At 70.9% G+C, this 12,838-nt stretch carries 12 protein-coding genes; 10 read left to right on the plus strand and 2 right to left on the minus strand.

From position 1 onward, the window contains the following. The first annotated feature begins 107 nt into the window (after window positions 1-107). A complete protein-coding gene (locus AC1RLW_RS04430; protein WP_493193052.1) occupies window positions 108-665 on the plus strand; it encodes a methylated-DNA--[protein]-cysteine S-methyltransferase in 558 nt (185 codons plus the stop codon). A gap of 10 nt (window positions 666-675) precedes the next feature. Here the strand turns inward: AC1RLW_RS04430 and AC1RLW_RS04435 are convergent, their stop codons facing one another. Together AC1RLW_RS04435 and AC1RLW_RS04440 are read right to left on the minus strand one after the other, a co-directional pair. After that, complete coding sequence (locus tag AC1RLW_RS04435; RefSeq protein WP_493192313.1) at window positions 676-1,896, minus strand: MFS transporter; 1,221 nt, start codon at window positions 1,894-1,896, stop codon at window positions 676-678. A gap of 78 nt (window positions 1,897-1,974) precedes the next feature. Further along, window positions 1,975-2,856: a LysR substrate-binding domain-containing protein gene (locus AC1RLW_RS04440; RefSeq protein ID WP_095947606.1), complete on the minus strand. Its 882-nt coding sequence runs from the start codon at window positions 2,854-2,856 to the stop codon at window positions 1,975-1,977. Window positions 2,857-2,934: 78 nt separating this feature from the next. Between AC1RLW_RS04440 and AC1RLW_RS04445 the strand changes: the two genes are divergently transcribed. From AC1RLW_RS04445 to AC1RLW_RS04485, 9 genes are all read left to right on the plus strand, one after another. Continuing rightward, entirely contained in the window at window positions 2,935-4,110 is a 1,176-nt protein-coding gene (locus tag AC1RLW_RS04445) for an MFS transporter (RefSeq protein WP_070060646.1), read from the plus strand. After that, window positions 4,107-4,718, plus strand: coding sequence for a pyridoxamine 5'-phosphate oxidase family protein (locus AC1RLW_RS04450; RefSeq protein WP_493192314.1), 612 nt, complete (start codon window positions 4,107-4,109; stop codon window positions 4,716-4,718). The genes AC1RLW_RS04445 and AC1RLW_RS04450 overlap by 4 nt, the downstream gene beginning before the upstream one ends. Window positions 4,719-4,817: 99 nt before the next feature. Further along, window positions 4,818-6,035 carry a multidrug effflux MFS transporter gene (locus AC1RLW_RS04455; protein ID WP_167395025.1) on the plus strand — a complete coding sequence of 406 codons (1,218 nt, stop codon included), beginning with the start codon at window positions 4,818-4,820 and terminating at the stop codon, window positions 6,033-6,035. A gap of 1 nt (window position 6,036) precedes the next feature. Further along, window positions 6,037-7,467, plus strand: coding sequence for an MFS transporter (locus AC1RLW_RS04460; RefSeq protein ID WP_493192315.1), 1,431 nt, complete (start codon window positions 6,037-6,039; stop codon window positions 7,465-7,467). Window positions 7,468-7,487: 20 nt separating this feature from the next. Continuing rightward, entirely contained in the window at window positions 7,488-8,132 is a 645-nt protein-coding gene (locus AC1RLW_RS04465) for a paraquat-inducible protein A (protein ID WP_062480238.1), read from the plus strand. A gap of 2 nt (window positions 8,133-8,134) precedes the next feature. Continuing rightward, window positions 8,135-8,872, plus strand: coding sequence for a paraquat-inducible protein A (locus tag AC1RLW_RS04470; protein ID WP_493193053.1), 738 nt, complete (start codon window positions 8,135-8,137; stop codon window positions 8,870-8,872). After that, entirely contained in the window at window positions 8,869-10,530 is a 1,662-nt protein-coding gene (locus tag AC1RLW_RS04475) for a PqiB family protein (protein WP_070060642.1), read from the plus strand. Before AC1RLW_RS04470 ends, AC1RLW_RS04475 begins: the two co-directional genes overlap by 4 nt. Next, window positions 10,527-11,156, plus strand: coding sequence for a PqiC family protein (locus tag AC1RLW_RS04480; protein WP_493192316.1), 630 nt, complete (start codon window positions 10,527-10,529; stop codon window positions 11,154-11,156). Before AC1RLW_RS04475 ends, AC1RLW_RS04480 begins: the two co-directional genes overlap by 4 nt. A gap of 62 nt (window positions 11,157-11,218) precedes the next feature. Then, a complete protein-coding gene (locus AC1RLW_RS04485) occupies window positions 11,219-12,829 on the plus strand; it encodes an MFS transporter (RefSeq protein ID WP_493192317.1) in 1,611 nt (536 codons plus the stop codon). The last annotated feature ends 9 nt before the right edge of the window (window positions 12,830-12,838 follow it).

The following is a 12,838-nucleotide window of genomic DNA, read 5'->3' on the forward strand; positions in this document are numbered from 1 at the left end:
AAGTCTGGTATTTCGGGGTGTTTGGCTGGTACTTTTGCTCTTTTGCGGAAGAGGTCTTCGCGCCCATGTCCGCGCGCCGTTTTTCAACCTTGAATCACAATGCCTCGATGACTGCCGCATCCCCTTCCGAATCCGGCTTTGCCTTGTTCCCGACCGCCATCGGCGTGTGCGCGCTGGCCTGGGGGACGCAGGGGCTGGTCGGTGTGCAACTGCCCGAAGAACGGGGCGAGGCCGCGACGCGTGCGCGCATGCACCGGCGCTTTCCTGATCTGGAGGAAGCCCCGCCGTCGCCGCGCGCGCAGCACGCCATCGCGGGTGTGCAGGCGCTGCTCGAAGGCGCGACCGACGACCTGTGCGACATCGAGCTCGACATGCGCGGCGTGTCCGAATTCCATCAGCGCGTCTATGCGATCGCGCGGCGCATTCCGCCGGGGCAGACGCGCACCTACGGCGAGGTGGCCGAAGAACTTGGCGACAAGGGCCTGTCGCGCGCGGTCGGCCAGGCCATGGGCCACAACCCCTTCGCGCCGGTCGTGCCGTGCCACCGGGTGCTGGCCGCAGGCAACAAGCCGGGCGGCTTCTCGGCGGGCGGCGGCGCGCTGACCAAGCTGCGCATGCTCGACATCGAAGGCGCCACGCCGAGCGGAACGCGCTCGCTGTTCTGAGCTGGAACGGTCAGGCTGCCGGCACGGGCAGTTGTTGCAGTCCTGCGATGCGCGAGCCGAAGATGATCGCGGCCTGCAGCACGAAGCCCGCGAGCGCCAGCAGCAGGCAGGCCGGCTCGCCCCACAAGGCGCCGACCAGACCGCCGAGCGTCGCGCCCACGGGGCGCGCACCCGCATTCACCGTGAGGAACACCGCCGACACCCGGCCCAGCATCGCCGAGGCCGTCACGCTCTGGCGCAGCGTAGTCGAGGTGATGACCCAGACCATCGGCCCCGCGCCGAACAGGAAGAACGAGAGCGCGGCCAGCGAGGCGGTCGGCACGACGAGCGTGGCCGCCATCGTCGCGGCGGCGGCCACCGCGACCGCCGGCCCGACCTGGATCGCGCGACCGAAAGGCAGCCGCGCCGTCACACGCGAAGTCAGCAGCGCACCGACCACCATGCCTGCACCGTACATCGCGAGCGTGAAGCCCACGGCTTGCGCGCCGAGGCCCAGCACGCGCACGGCATAAGGCACATAGCCCGCCTGCAGCACGAACCACGAGATGTTGAAGACCGCGCCGGTCATCAGCATCGGCCGCAGGAACGCGTGTTGCCAGACGAAGCGCGCGCCATCGTGCACGTCGCGCAGCGGATGGCGCGACGGGGCTGCAGGGCGGGGCGCTTCGTTCAAACGCAGCAACAGGCCCACGGCCGCCACCGACAGCACCGCCGCCAGCACGAAGGCCGACGACGCACCGGCCCACGCGACCAGCGCGCCCGCGAGCGCGGGCCCGGCCGTGAAGGCGGCACTGCGCGCCAGCTCCAGCCGCCCGTTGGCGCGCGCCAGCGCGTCGCGCGGCACGAGGGCCGGCACCAGCGCGGGCGCCGCGACGCTGAAGCCCACGGTGCCGACCGCGCCGAGGAACCCGAGCACGGCCAGCCCGCCGATGCCCAGCGTCGACGACAGCACCATGCCGAGCAAGGCCAGCAGCGACACCGCGCGCAGGCCCTCGGCCCACACCATCAGGCGACGGCGCGACATGCGGTCCGCGAGCAGGCCCATCGGCAGTGAGACCAGCAGGAAGGGCAGCGTCTGCACCGCCGCCAGGAAGCCGATCTCACCCGGCCCGGCGCCGAGCGCGAGCACGGCCACCAGCGGCACGGCCGCGAGACTCAGTTGTTCGGCGGACTGCGCCGCCAGATTGGCCCAGGCAAGGTGGGAGAAGGAGCGGGGTAGAGGCGAGGGCATCGGGCGGCACACGAAGAGAAAGACCGCATCCTCGGGGCCGCGCCCGTCTGCCGCTGGCCGTTTACGGACGTGGAAGCCTCAGCCCGCGTTCATCTGTTCGAACCACTCGGCCACGCACACCGCCTCGGGCACCGCGTCGGGCGCGAGGCCGTAGTAGTAGCGCTCCAGCGTCATCCGCAACCCAGGCAACGGCGATTGCAGCCGCCCCGAGGCCAGGTCGTGCGCCACCAGCGAGGTCGGCGCCAGCGCGATGCCCAGGCCGTCGACCGCGGCCTGCAGCACGAAGTGCAGGTGATCGAACTGCAGCCGCCCGGCCGGCCGCGCGCGCGGTGCGCCGACCTGCTTCTTCCAGTCGTCCCAGTCGTCCTTGCGCGTGCGGGCCGACAGCAGCACATGCGAGGCGAGGGCGCGCAGGTCGGGCAGCGGCTGCGCCTTGAACAGCGCGGGCGCTCCGACCACCAGCACTTCGTCTTCGAGGAAAGGCCGCACCTGGATCGACGACGGCCAGCCCTCGAGGCCGCGGCGCACGGCGATGTCGAAGCTGTCCGTGGCCTGCTCGGGCATGACGGTGCTGGTGACGACCTGCGGCTCGATATCGGGATGGCGTTCCACGAACGACGGCAGCCGGGGAATCAGCCAGCGCACCGCGAACGAGGGCCGCACGTTGATGCGCACCGCGCGCGCCGGGCCCTGCAGCTGCAGCGCGCGGGCCGCCGCGTGGATCTGCGCGAGCGCGGGTTCGGTTTCCGCGAAGAACTGCTGGCCCTCGGGCGTCAGCGTGACCTGCCGGATGCGGCGCTCGAACAGCGCCACGCCCAGGCAGGCTTCGAGGCTCTTGATCTGTCGGCTCACCGCGCTGTGCGTCACGTGCAGTTCGACCGCGGCACGCGTGAAGCTCAGGTGGCGGGCCGCCGCCACGAAGGCACGCACGGCATGGAGGGGCGGTTCGCGAAGCGGCATGCGTGCGATTTTCTCACGCATGCCGCGCGGGAATGTCGTTTGTCGGTGGGCGTCGCGAGCGGGCACGATACGGGCTCGATGTCCGCTGCACCACCGCTTTCTCCCGCCGTTCCCGTCCGTTCCACCGACCTGGATTCCCGCCACGCCGCGATGGCGCTCGGCCTTTCGCTGCCGGCCGACGTGGTGCTCTACCTGCTGCTGCCCATGTACGCGTCGCAGTTCGGCGTCTCGCTGGCCGAGGTCGGCCTGCTGCTGGCGGCCAACCGGCTGGTGCGCATCGCGGGCTACGGCTGGGTGGCGCGTTTCTATGCGCGCCATGGCGACCGGGCGAGCTGCACGCTGGCCGTGGTGGCCGCCGCCTGCTGCGGGCTGGGCTACGCCACGCTCTCGGGGTTCTGGGCGCTGTTGCCGCTGCGGCTGACCTGGGGTCTGTGCTTCGCGGCGCTCAACCTGTCGACACAGGCCCTGGCCACGGCCGACCCGCTCGGTGCCGCGCGGCGCAGCGGGCGGTCGCGCGCCTTCATCGCGACCGGGCCGGTGCTTGCGCTGCCGCTCGGTGCGTTGCTGGCGTACACGGTCGGGCCGCGCGCGATCTTCGGCGTGCTGGCGGTGGTGTCGTTGCTCGCGCTGTTCGTCACGCGGCGGCTGCCGTCGAAGCCGCACCACAGTGCCGCGCCGACGCGGCGCTTCTCGCGGCCGAACGCGCTCGACGGCTGGTCGTTCATGGAAGGGCTGGCGCTCGACGGCCTGTTCATCGTGGGCCTGTCGTACCTCGGCAAGGACCTGCTGCCCGGCGGCGCGGTGATCGTGGCCGGCGTGCTGATGGCGCTGCGCTACCTCGCCGAAATCTTTCTCGGGCCGGTGGGCGGACGCATGGCGGAGCACTTCGGCGCCGAGCGCCTGCTCGTGAGCCTGTCGCTGGTGACGTCGCTCGCGCTCGTGGGCTTCGGCCTGGGCTGGCTGTGGAGCTGCGCGGCGCTGATCGTGGTGCTGCGCGCGCTGCAGCTGCCGCTCCTGCCGCCCATCGTGGCGCGTCGCACGCCCGGGCCGGAGCGCGTGCGGGCGCTGGCGGCTCGCGCGGTCTGGCGCGACATCGGCGCGGGCGCCGGACCCTTGCTGGCCGGCGTGCTGCTGCCCATTGCTTCGCCGCCGTGGATCTACGGCAGTGCCGCGCTGTTGCTGGCGGTGGCGGCGCTGGCCTGTGTCCGGCGCGCATCGCCATCCACCCCGATCCAGGAGAACATCGCCCCATGACCACCATCGACACCGTCGCCCAACTCGAAGCCCTGTTCGGCCAGCCGGGCGAGGCTTCGCTCAAGAAAGAAGTGCCGTACCTGCACCCGAGCTACCAGGCGTTGATCGCCGCATCACCGTTCGCGGTGCTCGCGACCACCGGGCCCGGCGGGCTCGACGCCTCGCCGCGCGGCGACGCCCCGGGCTTCGTCGCGGTGCAGGACGACAAGACCTTGCTGCTGCCCGAGCGGCGCGGCAATAACCGCATCGACAGCCTGCGCAACATCGTGGCCGACCCGCGCGTGGCCCTGCTGTTCCTGATTCCGGGCGTGGGCGAGACGCTGCGCGTGAACGGGCGCGCACGCATCAGCGTGGCACCCGAATTGCTGGCGCGCTTCGCGGTGGAAGGGCGCGCGCCGCAGTGTGTGATCGAGGTCGCCGTCGAGACCGTGTTCTTCCAGTGCGCCCGCGCGATCCAGCGTTCGAAGCTCTGGGTGCCGGTGTCGGGAGACGCACCGCGCACCGTGCCGACGCCGGGCGCCATCCTTTCCGCGCTGACTGATGCCGCCTTCGACGGCGCCACCTACGACCGCGAATTGCCCGCGCGGCAGCAGGCCACGCTGTACTGAATAGGCGCGGCGTACCGTCCGGTAGAACGAATGCACTAGCGGCGAAAGCCGCCGACCCCACGCCTGCACCGATTGCGAGCCTTCGCCACAATCGACCCAATGCGTTCTTCTCCGTTCTTCAAGATGGCCCTGCTGCTGGGCCTGCTCTCCGCCATCGGGCCTTTCGCGATCGACATGTACCTCCCGGCCTTGCCCGCCATCGGGCAAAGCCTGCATGCGGACATCGGCGCGGTGCAGATGAGCCTCACCGCCTTCTTCCTGTCGCTCGGCGCGGGCCAGCTGCTCTACGGCCCGATCTCCGACATGGTCGGGCGCAAGCCGCCGCTGTATGCCGGGCTGGTGCTGTTCGCGCTGGCCAGTGTGGGCTGCGCGCTGGCGACCGACATCCAGACCCTGATCGCGCTGCGCTTCGTGCAGGGCCTGGGCGCGGCCGCCGGCATGGCGATTCCGCGCGCCGTGGTGCGCGACCTGCACACCGGCACCGACGCCGCGCGGCTGATGTCGCTGCTGATGCTGGTGTTCAGCGTGTCGCCCATCCTGGCGCCGCTCGCGGGCAGCCTGGTCATCGCCTTCACCGGCTGGCGCGGCGTGTTCTGGGCCGTCACCATCGCCGCGGTGGCGGGCCTGGCCATGATGGTCAAGCTGCTCGACGAAACACGCCCGGCCTCGGAGCGTGTCGAAAGCAGCCTGGGCAGCGCGCTGTCGGCCTACTGGCTGCTGCTGCGCGACTGGCATTACCTCGGGCTGGTGTTCATCGGCAGCTTCGCGATGGCGGGCTTCTTCACCTACCTGGCCAATTCGTCGTTCGTGATGATCGACCACTACGGCCTGTCACCCGCGATGTACAGCGTGGCCTTCGGCGTGAACGCGGCGGCCTTCATCGCGGCCTCGCAGTTCACAGGCTCGCTGGGCGAGCGCTACGGGCTGGTCAACCTCGTCAAGTTCGGCGTGGCCTGCTGCGGCGTGGCGATGGTCGCCATGTTCGTGTACTTCGCGATGGGCGGCGACAACCTGTGGGTGCTGATCGTTCTGTACTTCATCGCCTCGGGCTTCATGGGCCTGGTGATCCCGACCACCGGCGTGCTGGCGCTCGAGATGCACGGCGCCATCGCCGGCACGGCCTCGGCGCTGCTGGGCACGCTGCAGATGCTGACCGGCGCCTTGGCGATGGCGGTGGTGGGCCTGTTCTCCAACGGCCGTCCGCTGCCGATGGTGGCGGGCATGGCGGCCGGTGCGCTCATCGCGCTGGTGCTGACCTGGCTCACGCTCGGCGGCGTGCGCTCCGAGCCGACCGGGGGCAGGGCGCAGGAGGCCTGACATGACGATCGCCATGACAGGCAGCGGCCCGCAGGCCCAGCTCGACGGCCTGGCCGCGCCCGCGCGCGGCTGGGCGATGCTGGTCATCATCCTCGGGCTCACGGTCTCGGTGCTCGACGGCACCATCGTCAACCTCGCGCTGCCCGGCATTGCGCGCGAGCTGCAGGCCACGCCGGCGCAGGCCATCTGGGTGGTCAACGCCTACCAGATCGCCACGCTGGTGATGCTGCTGCCGCTGGCCTCGCTGGGCGACCTCGTGGGCTACCGGCGCGTGTACCTCGTGGGCATGGCGGTGTTCACCGTGTCGTCACTGGCCGCGACCTTCGCCAATTCGCTCGCCACGCTGATCGCGTCGCGCGCGCTGCAGGGGCTGGGCGCGGCGGGGATCATGAGCGTCAACGCGGCGCTGGTGCGGCTCACGTTCCCCTCGGCGCAGCTGGGGCGGGGCATGGCCATCAATTCGCTGGTGGTCGCCACCTCGTCGGTGGCCGGGCCTTCGGTGGCGGCGGCGATCTTGTCGGTGGCGTCGTGGCCGTGGCTCTTCGCCATCAACGTGCCGCTGGGCATCGTCACCTTCGCGCTGGGCATGCGGGCGCTGCCGTTCAACCGCTCGGCACCGGCCGCGGGCGCGCGCTTCTCGCTGGTCGACGTGACGCTCAACGTGCTGATGTTCTCGCTGGTCTTCCTCGGCGTGGACCATCTGGGCGTGCGCGAGGGCGGGGTGCAGGCCACGGGCACGCCGTGGTCGGCCTGGGCCACGCTGGCGGCCGGGCTGGCGGTGGGCTTCGTCTACCTGCGGCGCCAGCGCACGCAGGCGGTGCCGCTCTTTCCCATCGACCTGTTGCGCATCCCGGTGTTCGCGCTGTCGATGGGCACCTCGGTGGCGGCGTTCTGCGCGCAGATGCTTGCCTACATCGCGCTGCCGTTCCTGCTGCTCGACGTGTACGGCCGCAGCCACATCGAGGCCGGCCTGCTGATCACGGCGTGGCCGCTGGCCATCGTGGTGATGGCGCCCATCGCCGGGCGGCTCATCGGGCGCTACCCCGACGGGCTGCTGGGCGGCATCGGCCTGGGCCTGCTGGCCACGGGCCTGGCACTGCTGGCGGCGCTGCCGGCGCACCCGGGCAATGCCGACATCGCCTGGCGCATGGCGCTGTGCGGCCTGGGCTTCGGCCTGTTCCAGTCGCCGAACAACCACACCATCGTGAGTTCGCCACCGGCGCACCGAAGTGGTGCGGCCAGCGGCATGCTCGGCACGGCGCGGCTCACGGGGCAGACGCTCGGGGCCGTGGTGCTGGCGGCGGTATTCAGCGTCTGGAGCCCGCACGGCGGGCATGGCCCGGTGGTGGCGCTGGTGCTGGCAGCGGGCTGCGCGGCGGTGGCGGCGGTTTTCAGCAGTCTGCGGCTGAAGACGACAAGTCCGCATGCCTGAATAAGGTAGGGTACGGCCTCATGAAGGAAGTACCTGACACCGTGGTCTGTCCGGGCTGCGACGCGGTCTACGCCCGCACGCCGCTGGCGCCGCGCGACGTGGCCGAGTGCCCGCGCTGCGGCACCGAGCTCGACCGGCACCCGGGCGCGCAGCAGCGGCGCATCCTGCCGCTGACGGTCGCGAGCCTGATCATGTTCGCCATCGCCAACCTGTTTCCCATCGTCGAGATCGAGCTGCAGGGCCTGCGCAGCCAGACCACGCTGGCCGGCGCGGTGGTGGTGCTGAGCGCCGAGGGCATGTCGCCGGTGGCGCTGCTGGTGCTGGCCACGACCATCCTGTTTCCGCTGCTGCAGCTGTGCATCCTGGCCTACCTGCTGGTGCCGCTGGCCCGCGCGCACCGGCCCTGGGGTTTTGCGGTGCTGGTGCGCATGATGCAGTCGCTGCGGCCCTGGGGAATGATCGAGGTCTTCCTGCTCGGCGTGCTGGTGGCGATCGTCAAGCTGTCGAGCATGGCGACGGTGGTGCCGGGGCCCGCGCTGTGGGCCTTCGTGGCGCTCACCGTGACGCTCACGGCCGTGCTGTCGTTCAACCCCGGTGCGTTCTGGGAGATGACCTTCCGCAAAGCCGATGAAGAGGATGCAGCCGCGCCGGAGGTGCGCGCATGAACATGCGCGGGCTGCCCGCCCGCCTGGCCTCGGCACGCCCCTGGGAGGCGCAGGCCGACGACGAGCACGACCACGAGAACCCGGTGCCGACGGCCGCCGGGCTCGGCCTGCATGTCTGCACGCACTGCACGGCCGTCTGGCGCGATGCCGAAGATGGCGACGCCTGCGCCCGCTGCGGCACGCACCTGCACACACGCAAGCCGCAGAGCCTGAACCGCACCTGGGCCTTCCTGATCGCGGCCTGCATCATGTACATCCCGGCCAACCTGCTGCCGGTGATGATCACGCGCACGCTGTTCGGCGCGCAGTACGACACCATCCTGAGCGGCGTCATCTACTTCTGGGTGTCGGGCGCCTGGGGGCTGGCGGCCATCGTGTTCATCGCGAGCTTCCTGGTGCCGCTGTTCAAGCTGGCGGTACTGCTCTTGCTTGTGGTGCTGGCGCAGCGGCGCAGCAACTGGCGCCGGCGCGAGCGGGCCAAGCTGTATCACATCATCGAGATCATCGGGCGCTGGTCGATGCTCGACGTGTTCGTGGTGTCGCTGCTGACCGGGCTGGTGCAGATCCAGGGCTTCGCGGTCATCACCGCGGGCGTGGGCATCGCGGCCTTCGGCGCGGTGGTGGTGCTGACCATGCTGGCCTCGCTGAGCTTCGACCCGCGCCTGACGTGGGACGGCCCGGTGCCGCAAGCCGACACGGACGAACGACAGATTGAAAGCAGGGAAGAAAAAATCGCATGAGTGAAGAAGACACGCAACCGCAAGACCGTCCGGCAGCGTCGGCCCCGCCCGCGCTGCCGAAGCCGAAAGTGGCGCGCCGCCGCGAATGGCTGCCCTCGCTGATCTGGCTGATTCCCATCGTCGCCGCGCTGGTCGGCGTGACGCTGGTGGCCCGCATCCTCATGGAGCGCGGCCCCGAGATCGTGCTGACCTTCAAGACGGCCGAAGGCCTCGAAGCCGGCAAGACCGCCGTGAAATACAAGGACGTGCAGATCGGCCTGGTGCAGAGCCTGCGGCTGGCGCGCGACCGCTCGCACGTGCGCGTGCTGGTGCAGCTCAACAAGGACGCCGAGGGCTTCACTTCGGCCGACTCGCGCTTCTGGGTGGTGCGGCCGCGGCTGGACACGTCGGGCATCTCGGGCCTGGGCACGCTGCTGTCGGGGGCCTACATCGGCGCCGACGCGGGCGTCGAGAAGGAAACCGCGGGCGAGTTCACCGGCCTCGAAGCGCCGCCCATCGTCACGCGCGGCGACTCGGGCCAGCAGTTTTTGCTGCGGGCGCGCGACGTGGGCTCGCTCGATGTCGGCTCGCCCGTGTACTTCCGGCGCATCAAGGTCGGGCAGGTCGCGGCCTACGAGCTCGACGGCGACGGCCGCGGCGTCACGCTGCGGGTGTTCGTGAACGCGCCGTACGACAAGTTCGTCGGCATGAACACGCGCTTCTGGCAGGCCAGCGGCATCGACGCGCAGCTCAGCGCCAGCGGCTTCACGCTGCGCACGCAGTCGCTGGCCACCATCCTGCTCGGCGGCATCGCCTTCCAGGCGCCCGACGACGCCATGGGCCCGCTGGCCAAGGAGAACACCGCCTTCGTGCTGGCGCAGGACGAAAGCGCCGCCATGAAGGAGCCCGACGGCCCCTCGCAGACGCTGCTGATGTACTTCAACCAGTCACTGCGCGGCCTCACGCCGGGCGCGCCGGTCGACTTCCGCGGCGTGGTGCTGGGCGAGGTCAAATCCATCGGCGTCGAGTTCGACCGCGCCGAGCGCGAGTTCCGCATGCCGGTGCTGGTGCAGATCTACCCCGACCGCCTGCGCCGCCGCGAAAGTGGCGCCGGTGCGCAAGCCACGGAGTCGCGCGCGACGCAGCAGGAACGGCTGCGCTTCCTGGCCGAGAAGGGCCTGCGCGCCCAGCTGCGCAACGGCAACCTGCTGACCGGCCAGGTCTACGTGGCGCTCGACTTCTTCCCGAAGGCGCCGCCCGCGAAGATCGACCTGTCGAAGAGCCCGATCGAGCTGCCGACCATCGCCAACGGCCTGGACGAAATCCAGTCGCAGGTGCAGGAAATCGCGACCAAGCTCAACAAGGTGCCCTACGAGCAGATCGCCACCGACCTGCGCACCACGCTGGCCACGCTCAACAAGACGCTCACCAGCACCGAGCAGACCGTCAGCCGCATCAACAGCGACGTGACGCCCGAGCTGGCCGCCGCCATGAAGGACGTGCGCAAGACCGTCAACTCGGCCGAACGCACGCTGGCCGACGACTCGCCGCTGCAGCAGGACATGCGCCAGACCCTGCGCGAGCTGACGCGCGCCGCCGGTTCGGTGCGCGTGCTGACCGACTACCTCGAACGCCATCCCGAATCGCTGCTGCGCGGCAAACCGGACGACAAGAAATGAAGACGACGACGACCTTCGCGCTCGCGGGCGCCGCCGCGTTGCTGGTGCTGGCGGGCTGCGCGAGCAAGCCCGACAGCTACTACACGCTGGCCAGCCCGCCCGCGCTCACCGATGCCGCGCCGCGCCAGAGCGATGCCGCCACGCCGCTGTACATCGAGCTCGCGCCCGTGGCCGTGCCCGAGCGGCTCGCGCGCCCGCAGATGGTGGTGCGCCGCCCGACCGGCGGCGTGCAGGTCGACGTGCTCGAGCAGCACCGCTGGGCCTCGTCCTTCGAGAACGAGCTGCGCGACGCGCTGGGCAGCGGCATCGCCAGCCGGCTCGGCGCGCTCGACGTCACGCAGGGCGGCCGCCAGACCTCGCAGCCCGTGTGGCGCGTGGCGGTGCAGGTGCGCCAGTTCGAGATGGTGGACGGCGGGCGCGTGGACGCCGGCTTCACCTGGACCCTGCGCCGCTCCGACGAGGCACGCACGCTGGTGTGCCGGCTCGACGCGGGCGAAGCCACCGGCGGCGGCATGGACGCGCTGGCGCAAGGCGCGCAGCGCGTGACGGCCGCGGCGGCGGCGGCCATGGCGCGCAGCGTGAACGCGGCGCTGACGAACCCGGGCGCGACGGCGTGCGCGACCTGAGGCTTTCACCTTTCCCCGACGGGGGAAGGCTCCACGCCACCATTCGCTAGAACGGAGGCCCCATGGCACAGATCGGCAAGGCGCCCTGCGACGACACGCTGATCCTGCATGGGTCTCCATCTCCCACGGAAGAGGGCGCCTGCCCCGAAGTCTCCAAGCCCTGGGTGCTCGCCGCGGCCATCGTCGGCTCGAGCATGGCCTTCATCGACGGCACCGTGGTCAACGTCGCCTTGCCGGCGATCCAGGCCGACCTGCATGCCACGGCCTTCCAGGCGCAATGGGTGGTCGAGTCGTACGCCTTGTTGCTCGCGGCGCTGCTGCTGGTGGGCGGAGCGCTCGGCGACCGCTACGGGCGGCGGCGCATCTTTGCCATCGGCGTCGTCGTGTTCGCTTTGTCGTCGGTGGGCTGTGCGCTCGCAGCCGACGTGCAGCAGCTCATCGCCGCACGCGCGATTCAAGGCATCGGCGGGGCGCTGCTGGTGCCGGGCAGCCTGGCGCTCATCAGCGCGTCGTTTCCCGAGAAGGAACGCGGGAAGGCCATCGGCACCTGGTCGGGCTTCAGCGGCATCACGGCGGCGGTGGGGCCGGTGCTGGGCGGCTTCCTGGTCGATCACTTCTCGTGGATCTGGGCTTTTCTCATCAACGTGCCGATGGCGCTGCTGGTGCTGTGGATCGTGCGCCGCCACGTGCCCGAGAGCAAAGGCGCCGCGGCGCGCGGCGGGCTCGACCTGTGGGGCGCGCTGCTGGCGACCGCCGGACTGGGCGGTATCGTCTACGCCTTCATCGAAGCGCCGACGCAGGGCTGGCGTTCGCCGGCCGTGCTCGCGGCGCTGGCCATCGGTGTCGCGGGCAGCATCGGCTTCGTCGTCGCCGAACGCCGGGCGCGCACACCGATGCTGCCGCTGTCGCTGCTGCGCATCGGCAACTTCAGCGGCGCCAACCTGCTGACGCTGCTGCTGTATGCGGCGCTGGGCGGCGGGCTGTATTTCTTTCCGCTCAACCTGATCCAGGTGCAGGGCTATTCGGCCACGGTGGCGGGTGCGGCGCTGCTGCCGTTCATCTTCCTGATGTTCGCGCTCTCGGGCTGGGCCGGGCAGCTGGTCGACCGCTTCGGGCCGCGCGTGCCGCTGGTCATCGGGCCGGCCATCGCGGCCGTGGGCTTCGCGCTGTTCGCGCTGCCGGGCGTGGGCGCGAGCTACTGGAGCGGCTTTCTGCCCGCCGTGGTGGTGCTGGGTTTCGGCATGACGGTGACGGTCGCGCCGCTCACCACCACGGTCATGAATGCGGTGGGGCCCGACCTCGCGGGCGTGGCCTCGGGCGTGAACAACGCGGTGTCGCGCGCGGCGGCGGTGCTCGCGATTGCCGTGTTCGGCGCCATCATGGCCTGGGCCTTCGACGCGGCGCTGGCCGAGCGGCTGCAGGCGATGGGCGCGTCGGACGAGGTGCGGGCTTTTCTTGCCGCCGAGCGCGACCGATTGGCCGCGGCCGGCGCGCCGCCGGGCGCCGATGCGGCCACCGTTGCTGCCGTGAAGCGCGCCGTGGCCGAATCCTTCGTCGCGGGCTTTCGCTGGGTGATGCTGCTGAGCGCCGGCCTGGCCGTGCTGAGTGCGGTCAGCGCCTGGCTGATGATCCGGCGCACGCCCGTGGAAAAGCCAGACAACGACAAGCCATGAGACAGGAGA

The organism is Variovorax sp. GW822-FHT04A09 (assembly GCF_058801005.1).

Bases quoted from the DNA above. Each gene is read 5' to 3' on its own strand.
- AC1RLW_RS04440 (WP_095947606.1), bottom strand. From the start codon at position 2,856: ATGCCGCTTCGCGAACCGCCCCTCCATGCCGTGCGTGCCTTCGTGGCG.
- AC1RLW_RS04485 (WP_493192317.1), top strand. From the start codon at position 11,219: ATGGCACAGATCGGCAAGGCGCCCTGCGACGACACGCTGATCCTGCAT.
- AC1RLW_RS04480 (WP_493192316.1), top strand. From the start codon at position 10,527: ATGAAGACGACGACGACCTTCGCGCTCGCGGGCGCCGCCGCGTTGCTG.
- AC1RLW_RS04445 (WP_070060646.1), top strand. From the start codon at position 2,935: ATGTCCGCTGCACCACCGCTTTCTCCCGCCGTTCCCGTCCGTTCCACC.
- AC1RLW_RS04435 (WP_493192313.1), bottom strand. From the start codon at position 1,896: ATGCCCTCGCCTCTACCCCGCTCCTTCTCCCACCTTGCCTGGGCCAAT.
- AC1RLW_RS04475 (WP_070060642.1), top strand. From the start codon at position 8,869: ATGAGTGAAGAAGACACGCAACCGCAAGACCGTCCGGCAGCGTCGGCC.
- AC1RLW_RS04450 (WP_493192314.1), top strand. From the start codon at position 4,107: ATGACCACCATCGACACCGTCGCCCAACTCGAAGCCCTGTTCGGCCAG.
- AC1RLW_RS04470 (WP_493193053.1), top strand. From the start codon at position 8,135: ATGCGCGGGCTGCCCGCCCGCCTGGCCTCGGCACGCCCCTGGGAGGCG.
- AC1RLW_RS04460 (WP_493192315.1), top strand. From the start codon at position 6,037: ATGACGATCGCCATGACAGGCAGCGGCCCGCAGGCCCAGCTCGACGGC.
- AC1RLW_RS04455 (WP_167395025.1), top strand. From the start codon at position 4,818: ATGCGTTCTTCTCCGTTCTTCAAGATGGCCCTGCTGCTGGGCCTGCTC.
- AC1RLW_RS04430 (WP_493193052.1), top strand. From the start codon at position 108: ATGACTGCCGCATCCCCTTCCGAATCCGGCTTTGCCTTGTTCCCGACC.
- AC1RLW_RS04465 (WP_062480238.1), top strand. From the start codon at position 7,488: ATGAAGGAAGTACCTGACACCGTGGTCTGTCCGGGCTGCGACGCGGTC.